Origin of the sequence: Plantibacter sp. MCCC 1A11337, from assembly GCF_013349365.1 — a bacterium.
In the GTDB taxonomy this organism is placed as follows: domain Bacteria; phylum Actinomycetota; class Actinomycetes; order Actinomycetales; family Microbacteriaceae; genus Plantibacter; species Plantibacter flavus_A.
The window spans coordinates 829,907-849,109 of record NZ_JABJWX010000002.1 but is presented as its reverse complement, the minus strand read 5'-3'; the positions used below and the strand labels follow the sequence as shown (position 1 = coordinate 849,109).

The 19,203-nt window shown below is 69.7% G+C and carries 18 protein-coding genes; 12 read left to right on the top strand and 6 right to left on the bottom strand.

Going from position 1 to position 19,203, the window contains the following annotated elements; all coding sequences use genetic code 11:
• Nucleotides 1–4: 4 nt before the first annotated feature.
• A complete protein-coding gene (locus tag HOW07_RS11390; RefSeq protein ID WP_175117050.1) occupies nucleotides 5–1,378 on the bottom strand; it encodes an MFS transporter in 1,374 nt (457 codons plus the stop codon).
• A 157-nt stretch (nucleotides 1,379–1,535) separates the two neighbouring features.
• Between HOW07_RS11390 and HOW07_RS11385 the strand changes: the two genes are divergently transcribed.
• From HOW07_RS11385 to HOW07_RS11350, 8 genes are all read left to right on the top strand, one after another.
• Nucleotides 1,536–2,318, top strand: coding sequence for a 2-keto-4-pentenoate hydratase (locus HOW07_RS11385; protein ID WP_175117048.1), 783 nt, complete (start codon nucleotides 1,536–1,538; stop codon nucleotides 2,316–2,318).
• Nucleotides 2,303–3,115, top strand: coding sequence for an HpcH/HpaI aldolase/citrate lyase family protein (locus tag HOW07_RS11380; RefSeq protein WP_175117040.1), 813 nt, complete (start codon nucleotides 2,303–2,305; stop codon nucleotides 3,113–3,115). The genes HOW07_RS11385 and HOW07_RS11380 overlap by 16 nt, the downstream gene beginning before the upstream one ends.
• Nucleotides 3,116–3,174: 59 nt before the next feature.
• The gene (locus HOW07_RS11375) at nucleotides 3,175–4,701 is read left to right on the top strand and encodes a fumarylacetoacetate hydrolase family protein (protein ID WP_121291403.1); all 1,527 of its coding nucleotides are present in this window, start codon (nucleotides 3,175–3,177) and stop codon (nucleotides 4,699–4,701) included.
• Nucleotides 4,698–5,444 (top strand): GntR family transcriptional regulator, encoded by a 747-nt coding sequence (locus tag HOW07_RS11370; protein WP_121291401.1) that lies wholly within the window; start codon nucleotides 4,698–4,700, stop codon nucleotides 5,442–5,444. Before HOW07_RS11375 ends, HOW07_RS11370 begins: the two co-directional genes overlap by 4 nt.
• Nucleotides 5,441–6,955: a 5-carboxymethyl-2-hydroxymuconate semialdehyde dehydrogenase gene (gene hpaE, locus HOW07_RS11365; protein ID WP_175117039.1), complete on the top strand. Its 1,515-nt coding sequence runs from the start codon at nucleotides 5,441–5,443 to the stop codon at nucleotides 6,953–6,955. Before HOW07_RS11370 ends, hpaE begins: the two co-directional genes overlap by 4 nt.
• 52 nt (nucleotides 6,956–7,007) lie before the next feature.
• Nucleotides 7,008–8,147, top strand: coding sequence for a 3,4-dihydroxyphenylacetate 2,3-dioxygenase (hpaD, locus tag HOW07_RS11360; RefSeq protein WP_175117037.1), 1,140 nt, complete (start codon nucleotides 7,008–7,010; stop codon nucleotides 8,145–8,147).
• Nucleotides 8,148–8,300: 153 nt separating this feature from the next.
• On the top strand, nucleotides 8,301–9,227 hold the full coding sequence (locus HOW07_RS11355) for a hypothetical protein (protein ID WP_371743657.1): 927 nt from the start codon (nucleotides 8,301–8,303) through the stop codon (nucleotides 9,225–9,227).
• Between the two features lie 158 nt (nucleotides 9,228–9,385).
• On the top strand, nucleotides 9,386–10,597 hold the full coding sequence (locus HOW07_RS11350) for a GNAT family N-acetyltransferase (protein WP_175117035.1): 1,212 nt from the start codon (nucleotides 9,386–9,388) through the stop codon (nucleotides 10,595–10,597).
• A 16-nt stretch (nucleotides 10,598–10,613) separates the two neighbouring features.
• Here the strand turns inward: HOW07_RS11350 and HOW07_RS11345 are convergent, their stop codons facing one another.
• Nucleotides 10,614–11,192: a TetR/AcrR family transcriptional regulator gene (locus HOW07_RS11345; RefSeq protein WP_175117033.1), complete on the bottom strand. Its 579-nt coding sequence runs from the start codon at nucleotides 11,190–11,192 to the stop codon at nucleotides 10,614–10,616.
• Nucleotides 11,193–11,238: 46 nt separating this feature from the next.
• Between HOW07_RS11345 and HOW07_RS11340 the strand changes: the two genes are divergently transcribed.
• Both HOW07_RS11340 and HOW07_RS11330 read left to right on the top strand, forming a co-directional pair.
• Nucleotides 11,239–12,435 carry a DUF418 domain-containing protein gene (locus HOW07_RS11340; protein WP_175117031.1) on the top strand — a complete coding sequence of 399 codons (1,197 nt, stop codon included), beginning with the start codon at nucleotides 11,239–11,241 and terminating at the stop codon, nucleotides 12,433–12,435.
• Nucleotides 12,436–12,439: 4 nt separating this feature from the next.
• Nucleotides 12,440–13,837 (top strand): alpha/beta fold hydrolase, encoded by a 1,398-nt coding sequence (locus HOW07_RS11330; RefSeq protein ID WP_254628279.1) that lies wholly within the window; start codon nucleotides 12,440–12,442, stop codon nucleotides 13,835–13,837.
• Between the two features lie 34 nt (nucleotides 13,838–13,871).
• Here HOW07_RS11330 and HOW07_RS11325 read toward each other — a convergent pair whose 3' ends face one another.
• Genes HOW07_RS11325 through HOW07_RS11315 form a run of 3 tightly spaced genes read right to left on the bottom strand, consistent with a single transcriptional unit; the run spans nucleotide 13,872 to nucleotide 15,731 of the window.
• Nucleotides 13,872–14,513 carry an ABC-2 transporter permease gene (locus HOW07_RS11325; RefSeq protein ID WP_175117029.1) on the bottom strand — a complete coding sequence of 214 codons (642 nt, stop codon included), beginning with the start codon at nucleotides 14,511–14,513 and terminating at the stop codon, nucleotides 13,872–13,874.
• Nucleotides 14,510–15,361: an ABC transporter ATP-binding protein gene (locus tag HOW07_RS11320; protein ID WP_175117027.1), complete on the bottom strand. Its 852-nt coding sequence runs from the start codon at nucleotides 15,359–15,361 to the stop codon at nucleotides 14,510–14,512. Before HOW07_RS11320 ends, HOW07_RS11325 begins: the two co-directional genes overlap by 4 nt.
• Nucleotides 15,354–15,731 (bottom strand): GntR family transcriptional regulator, encoded by a 378-nt coding sequence (locus tag HOW07_RS11315; protein WP_064297095.1) that lies wholly within the window; start codon nucleotides 15,729–15,731, stop codon nucleotides 15,354–15,356. Before HOW07_RS11315 ends, HOW07_RS11320 begins: the two co-directional genes overlap by 8 nt.
• Nucleotides 15,732–15,839: 108 nt before the next feature.
• Here HOW07_RS11315 and HOW07_RS11310 point away from each other — a divergent pair, with 108 nt between their 5' ends.
• Both HOW07_RS11310 and HOW07_RS11305 read left to right on the top strand, forming a co-directional pair.
• Nucleotides 15,840–16,445 (top strand): class I SAM-dependent methyltransferase, encoded by a 606-nt coding sequence (locus tag HOW07_RS11310; protein WP_175117026.1) that lies wholly within the window; start codon nucleotides 15,840–15,842, stop codon nucleotides 16,443–16,445.
• 159 nt (nucleotides 16,446–16,604) lie between these two features.
• Nucleotides 16,605–18,068 carry an FAD-dependent monooxygenase gene (locus HOW07_RS11305; RefSeq protein WP_121291694.1) on the top strand — a complete coding sequence of 488 codons (1,464 nt, stop codon included), beginning with the start codon at nucleotides 16,605–16,607 and terminating at the stop codon, nucleotides 18,066–18,068.
• 62 nt (nucleotides 18,069–18,130) lie between these two features.
• Here HOW07_RS11305 and HOW07_RS11300 read toward each other — a convergent pair whose 3' ends face one another.
• Nucleotides 18,131–19,114: an alpha/beta fold hydrolase gene (locus HOW07_RS11300; RefSeq protein WP_079003817.1), complete on the bottom strand. Its 984-nt coding sequence runs from the start codon at nucleotides 19,112–19,114 to the stop codon at nucleotides 18,131–18,133.
• Nucleotides 19,115–19,203 lie beyond the last annotated feature (89 nt).

Below are 19,203 nucleotides of genomic sequence, written 5' to 3'. Positions count from 1 at the left end.
GCGCCTACCTCCGCGCGCCGTAGACCTGACCCCGGCTTTGCTCGTCCTCCGCTTCGCCACCGAGCGGGATGCCCGTGCGGTCGCGCAGGAGGAGGGTCGCCGCGAAGGCGATGACGATCATGCCGGCGATGTAGAACGCGACACTCGTCGACGACCCCGTGACCTGCACCAGCCAGGTCGCGATCGTCGGGGCGAACGCTCCGCCGAGGATGGCGCCGATCGCGTAGGTGACCGAGACGCCCGTGTAGCGGATCGACGCGGGGAACAGCTCGGCGAAGTACGCCGCCTGCGGCCCGTAGGTGAAGCCGTTGCCGATCGTGAACAGCGCGAGCCCGAGGAACAACAGCCACGGGTCACCGGTGTTCACGAGCGGGAAGAGCACGAAGACGGTGGCCAGGAACGCGACCCAGCCGATGATGTAGGTGTTGCGTCGGCCGATCCGGTCGGAGAGCGAACCCGCGAACCACGTGACGATCAGCCAGACGATGGCCGACCCGGTCACCGCGAGCAGCACCGGCGTCCGCTCCATGCCAACCAGGCCACCGTCGGCGAGCGGCGTCGTCGCGTAGTTCTGGATATAGCCGCCCGTCGTCATGTAGCCGGCGGCGTTGTTGCCGGCGAAGGTGAGCGCCGCGAGCAGCACGAGCAGCCAGTGGTGCCGGAAGAGCTCGACGATCGGGACCCGGCGACGCTCCTTGTTGCGGGCGAGGGCGACGAAGACGGGGCTCTCGTCGACCTTCCGGCGCACGACGTAGCCGACGATGATCAGGACGAAGCTCAGCAGGAACGGGATCCGCCAGCCCCACTCGAGGAACGCCGCGCCGGGCGAGATCACGCCCGTCATGAGGGCGAGCATGCCGGAGGCGAGGAGGAGTCCGATCGGGACGCCGATCTGCGGGAACGCCCCGAACCGTCCGCGGCGGCCGGTGGGCGCGTGCTCGACAGCCATGAGGACGGCGCCGCCCCACTCCCCGCCGGTCGACAGCCCCTGCAGGATTCGGAGGAACACGAGCAGGGCGGGGGCGATGATCCCGATCTGGTCGTAGGTCGGCAGCAGACCGATGAGCGTCGTGGCAGCTCCCATGAGGAAGAGCGTGATGACGAGCATCTTCTTCCGGCCGATGCGATCGCCGAAGTGCCCGGCGACGAACGCGCCGAGCGGCCGGAACAGGAAGCTCACACCGACGGTCGCGAACGACAGCAACAGCGCGGCCTGCGGTCCTGCCGGCTGGAAGAAGAGCTGCGAGAAGACGAGTCCGGCGGCGCTCGCGTAGAGGAAGAAGTCGTACCACTCGACCGTGGTGCCGATGACGGTGGCGAAGGCCACGCGCCGGAGTTCCGCGGGCGTCGTCGCTCGCGCCAGTGATGCGGTTGTCATTGTCTCGAGACCCCTTTGTCCGTCGCGGCCCGCCATTGGACCGCCAGAATGTACACCACATCGTATACAATCATGCTCACCGCGCAAGAGGCAGTCGACGACGACGCACCGTATCGTGATCGCAGGCCGCAGTCGACGCAGATGAGGACGGGACGCGATGCAGGATCACGAACGACAGGCGATCGCCGACGAACTGGCGGTGGCGCACGAGGAGCGGAGCGTCATCCCCCTCCTCACCACCCGGCACCCGGACATGACCGTCGAGGACTCCTACGCCGTGCAGGCGCTGTGGGCCGAACGCCGCATCGCCGCCGGTCGGCGCGTCGTCGGCCACAAGATCGGCCTCACCTCGAAGGCGATGCAGCAGGCCACCGGGATCACCGAACCCGACTACGGCGTCATCCTCGACGACCAGGTCTTCGACTCGGGCGCGACGCTCGACTTCGACGCCTACTCCAACGTCCGCGTGGAGGTCGAGCTGGCGTTCGTCCTCGGACGCCCGCTGCAGGGCCCGCACTGCACGATCTTCGAGGTGCTCGACGCAACCGACCACATCGTCCCCGCGCTCGAGGTCCTCAACTCCCACATCGAACTCGACGGTCGCACGATCGTCGACACCATCGCCGACAACGCGGCACTCGGCGCCATGGTGCTCGGCGGAACACCCGTCCGCCCCGACGCGATCGACCCGCGATGGGTCTCGGCCCTGCTCTACCGCAACGAGACCATCGAGGAGTCGGGCGTCGCCGGCGCCGTCCTCGGACACCCGGCACTCGGCGTCGCGTGGCTCACCGGCAAGCTCGCCCAGCACGGCGGGAGCCTCGCCGCCGGGGAGATCATCCTGTCGGGGTCGTTCACGAGACCGATGTGGGTCGAACGGGGCGACACCGTCCACGCCGAATACCAGGGACTGGGAGCCGTGACATGCCGATTCGAATGACCCTGCCGCCGACCTTCGGCGAGCGCCTGCGCACCGCGGACCGACCCCTCGTCGGGATGTGGGTGGTGTCGGGGAGCCCGATCGCGGCGGAGATCGCTGCGGGTAGCGGCCTCGACCTGCTCCTCATCGACGGCGAGCACTCGGCGAACACCCTGGAGAGCATCCAACTGCAGCTGCAGGTGGTCGCCGCCTTCCCGGTGTGTCCACTGGTGCGGGTGCCGTTCGGCGACGCGGTCGTCATCAAGCAGGTGCTCGACCTCGGGGCGCAGAACCTCATCGTGCCCATGGTGTCGTCGGCCGAGCAGGCGGCGGCGCTCGTGCAGGCCGTGCGCTACCCGCCTCAGGGCGTCCGTGGGGTCGGCAGCGCGCTCGCGAGGTCCTCCCGCTGGAACCGGATCGACGACTACCTCGCGCAGGCGAACGATTCGGTGTCGCTCACGGTGCAGATCGAGTCGGCGGAGGCGGTCGAGCAGGTCGAGGACATCCTCGCGGTCGACGGCGTGGACGCGGTGTTCGTCGGTCCGGCCGACCTCTCGGCGTCGCTCGGACTGCTCGGTCAGCAGGGGCACCCCACCGTGGTCAGCGCCGTCGAGCGGGTGCTCGATGCCGCCGCCGCCGCCGAGAAGCCGGCCGGGGTGAACGCCTTCGACCCCGGCATGGCCGAGCACTACCTCGACCGCGGGGCGTCCTTCGTCCTCGTCGGTGCGGACGTGTCGCTCCTCGCCCGCGCATCCGAGCAGTTGGCGGAGCGTTTCATCGACGGCCGGAGTGACACGAGCCGCGGCGACGGGTACTGACCCTTTCCCACTGCGTCCAGATCGTATACGATTCTGAATACCGACGACGAGGACGTGTGATGAGCAGCCACCAGGGCATCGAAGGTCTCCCGAACAGCGGGGGCGGCAAGATCATCGCCGTCCACCTCAACTACCCGTCACGGGCGGCCCAGCGCGGCCGCACGCCGGAGCACCCCTCGTACTTCCTCAAGCCGTGGTCCTCCGTCTCAGGCACGGGCGGCACCGTCGAGCGCCCGGCCGGCGCGGAACTGCTCGCCTTCGAGGGCGAGATCGCGATCATCATCGGGACCGCGGCCCGCCGCGTCCGCGTCGAGGACGCCTGGCAACACGTCTCGGGCGTCACCGCGGCGAACGACTTCGGGCTCTACGACCTCCGCAGCGCCGACAAGGGGTCGAATCTCCGCTCGAAGGGCGGCGACGGCTACACGCCCCTCGGCCCGTCCGTCATCCCCGCCGAGCAGATCGATCCGGCCGCCCTCCGCGTGCGCACCTGGGTCAACGGTGTCGTGGTCCAGGACGATACGAGCGACACGCTGCTCTTCCCCTTCGCCCAGCTCATCGCCGACCTCTCGCAGCTCTCGACGCTCGAGCCCGGCGACGTCATCCTCACCGGCACACCCGCCGGCTCCTCCGTCGTCGTGCCCGGCGACGTCGTCGAGGTCGAGGTCGACGCACCGACCGCACCAGGCACCCCGACGAGCGGTCGACTCGTGACGACGGTCGTCGAGGGCACCGAGCCCTTCGGCGGGTGCGGCGCGAAGCCGGCCGTCGACGACCATCAGCGCATCGAGGCCTGGGGAGACGCTGCGGCGGCGGGTCTGCCCTTCGACGAGCGGATCCTGAGCCTGTCGAAGGGCAGGGACCGGGACGATCTCCCTGAGCGGGTCGCCGAACCGCTCGACCCCACGGTCGCCGAAGAGCTCGCCTCGGTCTCGACGGCGACGCTCAGCGCCAAGCTGCGGGCCCGCGGGTACACCGAGGTCTTCATCGAGGGCGTCCACGCCTCGCGACCGGGCACGCGCATGGTCGGCGTGGCCCGCACCCTCCGCTTCGTCGCCTACCGGCCCGACCTCTTCGCCGAGCGCGGCAACGGCTTCAACGCGCAGAAGCGTGTCTTCGACACCGTCGAGGCCGGAGAGGTCATCGTGATCGAGGCACGCGGCGAGCGCGGCACGGGCACCGTCGGCGACGTCCTCGCACTTCGGGCGCAGCAGCGCGGAGCGGCGGGGGTCGTCACCGACGGCGGCATCCGCGACGCCGAGCAGGTCGCGGCGTTCGACCTGCCGACCTTCTCGCAGGGCCCGCACCCGTCCGTCCTCGGGCGCCGCCATGTGCCGTGGGAGACCGACGTCGCGGTCACCTGCGGCGGGGCGACCGTCCTACCCGGCGATGTGATCGTCGGAGACGGTGACGGCGTCATCGCGATACCCCGAGCGCTCGCCGCCGAGGTCGCCGCGGAGGCGGTCGTGCAGGAGGCGGAGGACGCCTGGATCGCCGAGCAGGTCCGTGGTGGTGCCGCGGTCGACGGCCTCTTCCCCTTGAACGCCGACTGGCGGGCGCGATATGAGAGCGAGCAGGGACGATGAGCGGACCGCACCCGACGACCGGGCAGGAGGCGTCGCTCAGCAAGTCCGAGCGCGCCTACCGGTTCATCCGCGAGGGCATCGACGAGGGGCGCTTCGTCCCCGGGTACCGGCTGGTGCTCGGCCAGATCGCCGGCGAGCTCGACATCAGCGTGGTCCCGGTGCGCGAGGCGATCCGTCGGCTGGAGGCCGAGGGGCTCGTGACGTTCGAGCGCAACGTCGGCGCGCAGGTCGCGATGCTGCACGAGACCGAGTACCTCTTCACGATGCAGACGCTCGCCCTCGTCGAGGGCGCAGCGACCTCGATGAGCGCCGCCTACCTCACCGACGACCACCTGGCCCGCGCCCGCGAGATCAACGAGCGGATGCGCCGCACGCTCGACGACTTCGACCCGCACGCGTTCACGGCGCTGAACCTGGAGTTCCACACCGTCCTCTTCGAAAAGTGCCCGAACCCGCACGTCCTCGACCTCGTCCACCGCGGCTGGCGGCGGCTGAACGCGCTCCGCGACTCCACGTTCAGCTTCGTGCCCGGCCGCGCGCGGGAGTCGGTCGCAGAGCACGACGGCATCCTCGAACTCATCGCCGCCGGCGCGCAGCCGCTCGAGATCGAGATCGCCGCCCGCGACCACCGCACCGCGACGCTCGACGCCATGCTCGCGTACCAGGCGGAGCACCAGCCGCCCACCACGGCCCGCCCGCCGTCGTCACCGCCGTCCACCACCGACCGGAGGAACCACCCATGACCCAGCACGTTCCGGCAGCGTTGCCCGACCGTATCCGGCACTACATCGACGGCGCGTTCGTCGACTCGGTCGACGGCGACACCTTCGACGTCCTCGACCCGGTGTCGAACGAGACCTACGTCCAAGCCGCCGCCGGCAAGCAGGCGGACATCGACCTCGCCGTCGCCGCCGCCAAGCGCGCCTTCGACGAGGGTCCGTGGCCGCGGCTCCTCCCCCGCGAGCGCAGCCGGATCCTGCACCGGGTCGCCGACGCCGTCGAAGCGCAGGACGCCCGCCTCGCGGAGCTGGAGAGCTTCGACACCGGGCTGCCGATCACCCAGGCGCTCGGTCAGGCGAAGCGCGCCGCCGAGAACTTCCGGTTCTTCGCCGATCTGATCGTCGCCCAGCACGACGACACCTACAAGGTCCCGGGGCGGCAGGTCAACTACGTCAACCGCAAGCCCATCGGTGTCGCGGGGCTCATCACGCCGTGGAACACGCCGTTCATGCTCGAGAGCTGGAAGCTCGCTCCGGCCCTCGCGACCGGCAACACGGTCGTCCTGAAGCCGGCGGAGTTCACCCCGCTCTCGGCGAGCCTGTGGGCGGACATCTTCCGCGACGCCGGCGTGCCCGACGGCGTGTTCAACCTCGTGAACGGGCTCGGTGAAGACGCAGGCGACGCCCTCGTGAAGCACCCGGACGTGCCGCTCATCTCGTTCACCGGCGAGAGCAGCACCGGTCAGCTCATCTTCGCGAACGCCGCGCCGTTCCTGAAGGGGCTCTCGATGGAGCTCGGCGGCAAGTCTCCGGCCGTCGTGTTCGCCGACGCCGACCTCGACGACGCCCTCGACGCGACGGTGTTCGGGGTGTTCTCGTTGAACGGTGAGCGCTGCACCGCCGGCAGCCGCATCCTCGTCGAGCGGAGCGTCTACGACGACTTCGTCGAGCGCTACGCCGAGCGGGCCCGCAACATCATCGTCGGGCACCCGAACGATCCGGCCACCGAGGTCGGCGCGCTCGTGCACCCGGAGCACTACGAGAAGGTCATGGGCTACGTCGAGATCGGCAAGACCGAGGGCCGCCTCGTCGCCGGTGGTGGTCGCCCCGAGGGGTTGCCGACCGGCAACTACGTCGCGCCGACGGTCTTCGCCGACGTCCCGCCGAGCGCCCGCATCTTCCAGGAGGAGATCTTCGGGCCGGTCGTCGCCATCACCCCGTTCGACTCCGATGAGGAGGCGCTCGCCCTCGCGAACGACACGAAGTACGGGCTCGCCGCGTACATCTGGACGAACGACCTCAAGCGCGCACACACCTTCTCCCAGAACGTGCAGGCCGGGATGGTGTGGCTGAACTCGAACAACGTGCGCGACCTCCGTACCCCGTTCGGCGGCGTGAAGGCCTCGGGGCTGGGTCACGAGGGCGGCTACCGCTCGATCGACTTCTACACCGACCAGCAGGCGGTGCACATCACACTGAACCAGGCGCACTCCCCGCGTTTCGGCACGGGCGGGCCGCTGCAGGCCGCGCACTGACCGCTCCCGGTCGACCTCCACCCAGCAACCGAGATCAGCAAGGACGCAGATCATGTCGAACCCCATCACCCCGTCGTCGGCCGAGCCCGTCGTGACCGCCACCGACCCCATCCCCGTGCCGGTGAACCGCATCCCGACACCCGCCGCCACCCCGCCGGACATCCTCCGCTGTGCGTACATGGAGATCGTCGTCACGGATCTCGCCGCGAGCCGGAAATTCTACGTCGACGTGCTCGACCTCGTGGTCACGGAGGAGGATGAGCACACCGTCTACCTGCGGAGCTTCGAGGAGTTCATCCACCACAACCTCGTGCTGCGGCAGGGGCCGGTGGCGGCGGTCGCGGCGTTCAGCTACCGGGTGCGGAGTCCTGAGGACCTCGATCGCGCGGTCGCCTTCTACACGGAGCTCGGGTGCCGGGTGGAGCGTCGTGCCGAGGGGTATGTGCAGGGCATCGGCGACTCGGTGCGCGTCGAGGATCCGCTCGGATTCCCCTACGAGTTCTTCTACGACGTGGAGCACGTCGAGCGGTTGGCCTGGCGCTACGACCTGTACACGCCGGGCGCGCTCGTGCGGCTCGACCACTTCAACCAGGTGACGCCGGACGTGCCGCGGGCGGTCGCGTACATGGAGGACCTCGGGTTCCGCGTCACGGAGGACATCCAGGACGACGCCGGGACGACGTACGCGGCGTGGATGCGGCGGAAACCGACCGTCCACGACACCGCGATGACGGGCGGTGACGGACCGCGCATGCACCACGTGGCGTTCGCGACGCATGAGAAGCACAACATCATCGCGATCTGCGACAAGCTCGGCGCGCTGCGGATGTCGGACGTCATCGAGCGCGGCCCCGGCCGGCACGGCGTCTCGAACGCGTTCTACCTGTACATCCGGGACCCCGACGGCCACCGGATCGAGATCTACACCCAGGACTACTACACGGGCGACCCCGACAACCCGGTGGTCACGTGGGACGTGCACGACAACCAGCGTCGCGACTGGTGGGGCAACGCCGTCGTGCCGAGTTGGTACACGGACGCGTCGCTCGTGCTCGACCTCGACGGCGAGCCGAAGCCCGTGGTCTCCAGGACCGACGACTCCGAACTCGAGATCACCATCGGTGCCGACGGCTTCTCCTACACCCGCAAGGGCGACGAGGCGCAGGGCTTCAAGCTCGGCAACACCCTTTAGGCCGCGGTTCATTCGCCCATTTTTGGGCGACCCAGTACTCGCTCGCCCAAAGATGGGCGAGTGAACCGGGACAGGGGGAACCTCCCGAATCACCCCTGCACTGGGGGCAACACCACTCTCGGAAGTCGGTCGCTCGACTGTCATGCTCAGATCGTGACCACATCAGAACCGCTGGGGGGCGGCTCACAGCAGCCCGACCCCGCATACGCACAGCAGCCGACCGCACCCCACACGAACCCGTACCCACCGACGGCCCAGTACACCGACACCACGGCACCGCCGCCCTACGGCCAGCAGCCGTACGGGCCACCACAGAACCCAGAACCGAAGCAGGGCCGGAACGTCCTCGCGCTCATCGCGTTCATCACATCCGTCGTCGGCTTCATCTTCGCCTGCATCCCCGGCGCCCTCATCGTCGGATGGGTCCTCTTGCCGATCGCCTTCATCCTCGCAATCGTGTCGCTGTTCCTCAAGGGATCGGGGAAGGCCTTCGGCATCACCGGCCTCATCCTGTCGGTCATCGGCACGATCGTCGGCGTCGTCGTGTTCTTCGCCGTGATCGCCACCTCGTTCGACGACGCGTTCGGCTCCGGACCGACGAAGATCGACACTTCATCGGCACCCGAGGAGTCTGCCGACGCACCCGCCGCTGAGCCCGACGCCGCTGAAGGTACGCGCGAGAACCCCGTCGCGATCGGCGCGACGATCAGCAGCGATGACTGGACCGTCGTCGTGAACTCCTACTCGACCGACGCCAACGCAGCCGTTGCAGCTGCCAATAGCTTCAACGAGGCTGCCCCGGCTGGCTCGCACTACGAAATGATCAACTACACCGTCACGTACAACGGAGCGGATTCGGCTATCGCGGCGCTCGTCGGGGTCGATGTCGTGACCAGCTCAGGCAACGTCATCAACAGCTTCGACAACTTCGTCGTCCTGGGAGACAGCATGGGCCTCGACGAACTATTCACAGGAGCGTCCGCCACCGGATCCGCGGCTTTCCTCGTCCCCGACGGCGAGACCGTACTCATCCGCGTTCGACCCGGGATGGTGGCTGACGAAGTCTTCGTCAAGCCGTAACCTGCTTCACCACATGGCCCCCGACGCGACCGTCGAGGGCCATGTGTGTTGCTCCATCGATGGACGAGGTGAGGCAGATCGTCGCACGCTCACCTCTCTGACGACGATCTGCCTCACTTCGTGGGCTCGATGCGCTGCCACTTCCCTATGCTGGCTGGATGATGAGCCAGGTCGGCTACACCTCCTTCACCGGATCCGCCCCCGACGACGTGTGGGGCGAGGTGACGCAGTTGTTCGTCGCGGCGTTCACCGCCGAGCCGTACAACGAGGATGCGATCGACCTCGCGACCATCCGGCAGTGGGGCCCGGAGCATCTCGGGCACCGCGGCGGGCGCCTTGTGATCGCGACGGTCGACGGCCGGATCGTGGGCTTCGCGCTCGCCCACGGCCTCGACCCCGACCCGGCCTGGCTCGGTATTCTGGCGCAACTGGCCGACTCCAGCAGCACGGCTTCGACTGCGCTCGCACGACCGGCGGACGCCGTCGTCGTCCACGAGCTCGCCGTCTCGGAGGAACAGCGCGGACGTGGGATCGCCCGCGGGTGCCTGGCTGGAGTCTTGCAGGAGCGCACCGAGTCGACGACCTTCATCGGCGTCTACGAGCGCGCGACCGACGCCGCGTCGATGTACCACCGCTGGGGGCTCAGCGAACTCGGTCGCGTACCGATGCCTGGCGACGCGATAGCCCTCCGCGTCCTGTCCGCACCCACGACCGAGCTGGTTTCGCGCCTGCGGTCCGACGACCCGGCGTCGGCGCGGATGACCCGGCGGACGCTCTGGCTCAGCTCCTGGGAGTGGGATTGTTGCGGCGGGCCGTTGGAAACCGGCCAACGGGCGACCTTCTCCGTCTGGCCCGTCGACGACGGCCAGCGGACCTGGCTGACCGAGGAGATCGGGGCGGATCTGACGGCGCGGATCGACGGTGTCGAGATGCACCACGAAGAGGACGCCGCACCGGAGCGGCTGACGGGCAGGCTGGCGAAGCTGTCGAGGGTGTCGATACCCTCGCGCCGCGTCCACACCAAGCGACCACCGTTGCCGCTTGGAGCTCTGCCCGCGACGAGGCGCCTCATTGGGCCACCAGGCAGCGGCGTGTACATCGGCGTAGCGGTCTCCGACTACGTCACCCACCATGAGACCGTCCCCGGCCCGCCCGTCGTCGAGGAGACACCGCGGATCCCGCTCACGCGCGGGATCGATCACCCCGACGCCCAAGCAGCGGCAGAGGCAGCGGCGGCCACGGCACGCGCAGCGGCGCAGGCGGCGGAAGCTGCCGCTCGAGCGGCGCGGACGACGGACCCGCCACCACCCGGCGAGGTCGAACCACGACTTGTCGGCTATCTCGTCGAACTCGAACTGGACGTCGACTGAGCAGGATCTTCGCGACTCAGCCCGCTCGGCGCAGGCCCCGGAGCGTCGCGGCGATGAGCCGCTCCGCCCGCTCCGGGGTCATCCGGTCCGACTGCTCCGCCGCTCGCGCGACCGCGATGCCGTCGAGCACTGCGAGCAGGAGCGCCGCATCGTCCGCGACCAAGCCGTCGTCAGGGAATGCTGCGACGAGCAGCCGCAGGAGGACCTCCTCGGTGCGGGCCCAGTCGACGGCGTGGATCGCGCGCACCTCGGTCTCGGTGCTCGCCCGCGCAGCGAAGGCGACCCAGACGATCCCATCGGTCAGGTCGTCGCCCTCGATGCAGGCGATCTCACGACAGAAGATCCGAAGTCGCTCTTCCTCGGACGCCACGGCCTCGAGCCGCGCCGCCACGCGCCGACGGAACCGCTCGTTGACCTCGGTCATCGCCGCGACGACCAGTCGGTCCTTCGTCGGGAAGTGATGCTGGACCGCGCCGACGGAGACCCCGGCTTCGCCAGCGACGGTGCGGATGGTCAAGGCATCGGCTCCGCGCGACGCCATGATGCGCAGCAGTGCATCGAGGATCCGATCCCTGTTCGTGTCCTGCTCGGTCATCGCCTCCGCTTTCGCCATCGCCCACTCGACAGGGTACGGTCATCTCATGACCAATACGAGCGTATTGCCACCGTCGCGTCCGAGCAACCGACGGATCGCCGCACTCGACGTCGTCCGCGGACTCGCCATCCTCGGCACGCTCGGCACCAACATCTGGCTGTTCTCGCACCCCTGGGGCATGGTCGGCATGCTCTCGGCCCCGGTGACGCTGGAGACCGGCCCCGCGGCGGGCACGATCCAGCTCGCCCTCATGGCACTCACGCAAGGCAAGTTCCTCGCTCTGCTGACCCTGATGTTCGGCGCCGGACTCGCGATCCAGCACGCCGCGGCACGCCGACGCGAGCTGCGCTGGCCAGGCCGGTACCTGTGGCGCGCCACCCTGCTCCTCATCGACGGTGCCGTGAACTACGTCCTCATCGCGGAGTTCGACGTCCTCATGGGCTACGCGGTCACCGGCGCCATCGTCGCCTGGCTCCTGCTCACGAGGCCCCGCGCGCAGCGCGCCATGATCGCCGTCTTCGGGGCGCTGCACGTGCTCCTCATCACCGCGATCGTCGCGTTCATCGCCACAACGCCGACGATGTCGGGCGACCTCCCGCTCCCCGCCGGACCGAGCCCGTACGCCACTGACTCGTTCCTCGGCCTGGCGGCCTTCCGACTCGAGAACGTCGCGGTCTTCCGCGCGGAGCCCGTGCTGATCGGGTTCCTCACGCTCGCGATGTTCCTCGCCGGCGCACACCTCTTCCAAGCCGGGGTCTTCGGGGAGACCGGCGGTCAACTCCGACGCCGCCTGATGATCGTCGGTGCCTGCGCGCTGCCGGTCGACCTCGCCCTCGGTGTCTGGGGCGGCACCGCGGGACTCCTCGCCGAACGCTACCTGGCCGCGCCCCTCGTGGCGCTCGGCATCCTCGGCGCCACCGTCGAGCTCTGTCGTCGCCTCGGTACCGAGGGCTGGATCGCCGTACGCCTGCGCGAACTCGGGAAGGTCGCGCTCAGTGCCTACCTCCTGCAGAACCTCCTCGGCGGCGCACTCTTCTACGGCTGGGGATTGGGCCTCGCCGAACACACGACCGCCTGGCGCGTCCCGGTCACCGTGGCTGCGTTCGTCGTCATCGCCGCGCTCGTGACCGGCTTCGCCCACCTCTGGCTCCGACGGTTCGCGCTCGGCCCCGTCGAATGGCTCTGGAAACGCGGCGCGGAGCTCGGGACGAAGCGGCCGGAGGGCCGACCCTCGCTACGGTGAGACCATGACCACCGTGCACCTGACCGGCCAGTTGATCTGCGCGACACCGACCGACGTGGCGGTCGTCGAGACCCATCTGCCGGAGCATGTCGCTCTCACCCGCGCCGAACCGGGATGCGTGTCGTTCGAGGTGACGCCGACGGACGACCCGCTCGTCTGGGACGTCGCCGAGGTCTTCGAAGACGACGAGTCGTTCGCAGCACACCAGGCCCGCGTCGCGTCCAGCGAGTGGGGGCGTGCGACCGCGGGCATCGAACGCCGCTACCAGGTGACCCGGTCGCCAGCAGGCCAGGCCGTTTTGGACATCAGCGACGACGACCTCGCCGACCTCCGCCGCAGACTCCACGACACCCGCTGGCCCGACCGGTGGCCGACCGCGGGTTGGGAGGCCGGCACCGACCAGGACGAACTGCGGCGGCTCGTCACCTACTGGGCGGACGACTTCGACTGGGCGGCACAGCAGCGGGACATCAACGCCCTGCCGTGGCACCGCGCCGAGATCGGCGGGGCCGCGATCACCTACCTCCGGTTCGACGCCGAGGCCCCGGGCGGCATCCCCGTCGTCCTCACGAACGGATGGCCGAGCACCGCCCTCGAACTGGTCGGACTCGCCAGGCGCCTCGCGACACCGTCCCGGTACGGCGGAGACCCGGCGAGCGCCGTCACCGTCATCGTGCCCGCACTGCCCGGACTGCCGTTCTCACCGCAACGCCCGAGCTTCGACGACCAGACGCACGAGCTGTGGCACACGCTCATGCACGATCACCTCGGCTTCGCCCGGTACGCCGCGCACGGAGGCGATCTCGGGGCGGGGATCACCTCTCGGCTCGCGCAGGCGCATCCCGAGGCGGTCGCCGGCATCCACCTCCTCGCGGTCGCTGCACCGCGCGAGGTCGACGCTGAGACGCTCACGGAGGAGGAGCGGGCGCATCTCGCCCGGGTCGATGCCTGGGACGCCGAGGAGGGTGCGTATGAGCATCAGCACCACACCCGTCCGCTCACGCTCGCTCCCGCGCTGTCCGACTCCCCCGTCGGCCTGCTCTCATGGATCCTCGAGAAGCATCGGGCCTGGAGCGATTGCGGCGGCGACGTCTCGTCCCGGTTCAGCGACGAGTACCTCGCGACGCTCGCCTCCGTCTATTGGTTCACGAACGCGATCGGCACGTCGCTCCGCCCGTACTACGAGTCCGCGACCGGGATCACGACGCGTGTCGACCGGGTCGAGGTGCCGACCGCGGTCGCGCTCTTCCCGCACGACCTGGCGAGTCCGCCGCGCAGCTGGGCCGAGCGGAGCTACGACGTGCGGCGGTTCACGACGATGCCCCGAGGCGGCCATTTCGCGCCGCACGAGGAGCCCGAGCTCCTCGCGGACGACATCCGGGCGTTCCTGACGACGCTGTGATGCCGGGAACGCCCGGGACGGATGCCGTGACCGCTCAGAGTTCGCGCTTGCGGTACAGGGGCACGGCGACGAGGACGCCGACGACGATCCCGACGGCGCCGAGCGCGAGTCCGAGGCCGACGACGAGCGGGAGCGGAACACCGGTGGCGGCCTCTTGCGCGCCGTCCAGCACGCCGATCGCCTGCGCGAGCCAGGCGAGGCCTGCGATCGCCAGCGCAGGGGCGTAGCTGATCAGTCGGCCGCGCGTGTACCCGATCCGGAACAGGACGGGCAACTGGATGCTGGCCGACAGCCCGACGAAGGCGACCGCGACGGCCTGGATCACGAGCAGGAGGCCCCAGTCGAGTGAGGCGCCGCGCACGCTGGCCATGAGCAGGGTCACGGCGAAGGCGATCGCCGAGGCGAGCGGGGCGAAGACGACGATGGAGCCGGCCCGTCCCACCACGACGGTGGACCGCGAGACGGGGAGGATGCCGTAGAGCGTGTCGAGGCGTCCGCGCTCGTCGCCGAGGAACGGCGCGGCGATCATGAGCGAGGTGACGATCGCCGCGCCCATGATCGCCATGCCGGGCACGGGGAGCAGGATCCCGACGACGGCGACGAAGCCGAGCAGGAGGAGCGTCTGCCGCCGGGGCAGCCAGGAGGTCAGGTCGAAGCGGATGAATGAGCCGATCATGCGGAAGCCTTCCCGTGTGCTGCTGCCAGGTGGATGACGATGTCGTCGACGCTTGCCGCGTCGATCACGGTCTCCGGTCCGAAGTCCGCCATCTGCGTCGTCCGGATGAGTGCGGACCACTGCTCCCCGCGTCGCTCGAGTCCGAGCACCTCCCCGGTCGGCGGGGCTCCCGCGCCCCGCACCATCGCGAACTCGTCGACGGTGTCGGCGAACCGTCCGTCATAGGCGACCCGGCCGTTCACGAGCACGAGCAGGTCGTCGGCGAGCTCGTCGAGATCCGTCGTGATGTGTGTCGAGAAGAGCACCGCGTGCTCGGGGTCGACCATGAACTCGCGGATCAGGTCCCCGATCTCGCGCCGGGAAGCCGGGTCGAGGCCGCTGGACGGCTCGTCGAGGATGAGGAGTTCCGGCTGCTGCGCGAGCGCGGTCGACAGCGACAGCTTCACGCCCTGCCCCCGGGACAGCTCGCTGACCCGCTGCTCGCGGGGCACCCCGAGGCGGTCGAGCAACGACTCGAACCGCTGCTGATCCCATTCCGGATAGAACGGGCTGAGCCGTCGGCCGATCGATGCGACACGCCACTCCGGAGCCGCGGTCGGCTGGTCGAGGACGACGCCGATCCGTGCGAGCGCACTCGGGGAACCGGCCGGCCGCCCCAGCACCTCGATGTCGCCGGCGTCGGGGGTCAGCAGGCCCAGTAGGGCACGGATGGTGGTCGTCTTGCCGGCCCCGTTGGGTCCGACGAGGCCGGTCACGGTGCCGCGTTCGACCGCGAAGGAGACGTCGTCGACGGCGAATGATCGCCGCTGGACGCGCAATCCCTCGATGCGAAGGATGTTGTCAGTCATCGGTACTCCACCTCTGTTCGAGTCGTGTCTGGATGTCGGTCCTGCTGAGGCGCGCATGCCGAGCCGCGATGACGAGCTCGCTGATGACCTCGTCGACCCGCGACTGCAGGAGGGTGCTCGCCGTCTCGGGGTCGACGTCGAGGACGACGAACCCGCGTCCGTGCTCACTCCGCACCAAGCCCTCGGCGACGAGATCGTTGTAGGCCCGGGTGACGGTGATGACGCTCACCCGGAGATCCGCCGCGAACTGCCGCAGGGATGGGAGCGTCTGCCCGACGGGGATCTCCCCGGCGAGGATCGACGCACGCAACTGGGTCTCGATCTGTTCGTAGATCGGTGTTCCCGAACTGTTCGAGATCACGACGCCCATGGCACCTCCATCTGTTTATAAACACCATAACAGTTGGCATGCGGAACCGCGAGGCCCGCCTCTCCATCCCGACGGCGAAGCGTGCCGCGTGCTCGCTACGGTGGAGCCATGAGCACCGTCCGAGACGCCTACGCCCGACGGTCCACCGAGTACGTGAAGCTGCTCGGCACGATGGCCTCGGTGCATCCATCGGACCGGCAGCTCGTGACCTCCTGGGCCGACCGGATCATCGGTCCCGCGCTGGACGCCGGCTGCGGCCCGGGGCATTGGACGGCGTACCTCTCCTCGCGCGGGCTCGACATCCGCGGCATCGACCTGGTCCCCGAGTTCATCGCGCATGCCCGCGCCGAGCACCCGGAGACCCGGTTCGACCTCGGCAGCCTCGACACCCTCGACGCTGAGACCGGCTCGGTGGGCGGCGTCCTCGCCTGGTACTCGCTGATCCACCACCGCCCCGACACGATCGAGACACCGCTCGCGGAATTCGCTCGCGTGCTCCGGCCGGGAGGTGGACTCCTGATCGGCTGCTTCGAGGGGCCGACGGTCGAAGCGTTCGACCATGCCGTGGCGACGGCCTATCGCTGGCCCATCGCGGAACTGGCCGAGCACGTGCGCCGAGCGGGCTTCGAGGTCATCGAGACGCACACCAGGACGAGCCTCGATCAACGACCGCACGGAGCGATCCTGGCCAGGCGAGCCGACCCGGTGAGGTGAGGCGATTCGTCGCCCGGCCCGCGGCTGAGCGACGATCCGCCGCATCTCACTGCCGCTGCAGTTCCAGCGTACGCCGGGCACCGGGGCTTGCCGCAAGACCCCCTCCGGCCTCCAGAATGGGTGGCCGCGGTCGCCTCCGACCACGAGAACGGGGTCCTCATGCATGACGTCATCATCAGCGGTGGCGGACCGACCGGCATGATGCTGGCAGCCGAACTCCGGCTCCACGGCGTCGATGTCCTCGTCATCGAACGGGACGCCGAGCCGAGCCCTGCCGTACGGTCGTTGGGCCTCCACCCGCGGACCATCGAGATCCTCGACCAGCGCGGCATCCTCGATCGGTTCCTCGCCGAGGGCACGCAGTACCCGGGCGCCACCGGTCACTTCGCCGGCATCGTCCCGCCGCGACCCGTGCCGCTCGACACCGCGCACGACTACGTCCTCGGTCTCCCGCAGCCGGTCACCGATCGACTACTGACCGAGCGCGCGGTCGAGCTCGGTGCCGAGCTGCGTCGCGGGAGCGGACTCGTCGGCCTCGAACAGGACGACGACGGGGTCACCGTCGAGCTGGACGAGGGTGAGCGCCTGCGGGCACGGTGGCTCGTCGGGTGCGACGGCGGGCGGAGCACCGTTCGGAAGATCCTCGGCATCGGCTTCCCCGGCGAGCCCGCGCAGACCGAGTGGATCCTCGGGGAGATCCAGGTCACCCTCCCGGCCGACGAGGTCACCGCCATCGCCGACGAGGTCCGGAAGACGCACCGTGGCTTCGGCATCGGGCCGGTGTCCGACGGCTTCTTCCGCGCGGTGGCGCCCGCCGACGCCCCCGCCGACGAACGCCTGGCGACTCCCACGATCGAGGAGTTCCGGGCCCGGCTCGAACGCTTCGCCGGGACCGACTTCGGCGCACACTCCCCACGCTGGCTGTCGCGCTTCACCGATGCGACGAGACTCGCTGAGCGCTACCGGGTCGGCCGGGTGCTCATCGCCGGCGACGCCGCCCACGTGCACCCACCCCTCGGCGGGCAGGGCCTCAACCTCGGGATCCAGGACGCGTTCAACCTCGGATGGAAACTGGCAGCCGAGCTCGCAGGCTGGGCACCGGCCGACCTCCTCGACACCTACGCGACGGAGCGCCGCCCGGTCGCCGACGACGTCCTCACGCTCACCCGCGCGCAGAGCGTCCTCCTGTCCCCCGACCCCGGCCCGCAGGCGGTGCGTCGGCTGTTCTCGGAGCTCATGCGGTTCGACGACGTGGCCCGTTTCCTGGGCGCGCGGATCGCGTCCACCGGCATCCGATACGACGTCGGAGGTCCCGGCACAGCGGTGGACAGCGGCTCGGACGAGGGGTCGCTGCTGGGTCGACGGCTCCACGACCTCCCCCTGGCCGACGGCAGGGGCCTGTTCACGCTCCTGCACGAGGGTCGCGGACTCCTGCTCGACCAGACCGGGACCCACAACGTCACCGACTGGGCGGACCGCGTCGACCGGGTCGCCACCACGACCCCGGAGCTCTCGGCCACGGCGGTGCTCCTGCGCCCCGACGGACACGTGGTCTGGCTGGCCGACGGGCGGGAGCCGCTCGAGCCGGCCCTCCGGCGCTGGTTCGGTGAACCGACGCGGTGAGGTGAGGCGGTTCGTCGCCCGGCCCGCGGCTGAGCGACGAACCGCCGCATCTCAGCGAGCGCTCAGTCGTGGTCGATGGAGGCGACCGCGTCGGCCACCTGCGACTTCCCCTCGGCCACGCGGTCGTCGTCGTCGGTGACGATCCCGATGGTCTCCTCGATGCGTCCCTGCACAGCCTGGATGACCGCCTTCGGCTGCGGCGCCTCCGGCTCGGAGTCGTCGCTCCCGTCCGAGTCCTCGGGGTAGACCCGGAGCCGGTCGTCGTCACCGTCCGCCACCGTGCGTCTGGCGTGGTCGACGCAGAGTTTGGCGACCTCCTCCGCGTGCGCGTACATGACGGAGTGCGCTGCGCCGGGGATCTCCCAGAGGCGCGAGGAGGGCAGGAGTTCTCCGACCCGCTCCACCCACTCGCGCGGTGCGACGGCGTCGTACTCGCCGCGGATCACGAGCGTGTGCGCCTGCACCTTCGGCAGGGCCTCCTCGATCGGATACCTGAGCATCTGGGGCAGAACCCGAGAGAACCACTTGAAGCCGCAGAAGACGTAGGCGCTGACGGCGAGCACCTTCACCGTGAGCGGTTCGTGCCAGCTCGACTGCAGGAAGCGGACGGCCTGGGTGAGCACCCGGCGCTGACCGGGCACGACGACCGGGCCGATGAGGACGAGGGTGGACAGCTCAGGACGACGGGAGACGAGGTCGCTGACCACCTGGCTGCCCATCGAATGGCCGACGATGATCGGGTCCTTGAGATCGAGCTCGTCGATCACCCGGCCGACGAGGTCCGCGTACTCGCGGATCGTGAGCGTCGACGAGGGGTGCGGCACGCCGCCGAAGCCGGGGAGGTCGAGCGCGTGCACGGGACCGAACTCGTTGAGGTGCGGCGCCAGGCGTTCGAAGTAGGTGGAGGAGACACCGATGCCCGGGATGAGAATGAAGGAGCGGTCGCCGCTGGATCCCACGGAGTTGACCCGGACGTAGACGTCGCCGTCGTACACGCGATCGACCCGCACACTCCGCTTGCGACGCTTGCGTTCGATCCTCGACATGCCCCCAGCGTACAAGCGGGTGACGCCTGCGCCGCCGGAGCTGTCAACCATGCGGGATTCGGATCGGCGATTGCGATGATGGAGGCAAC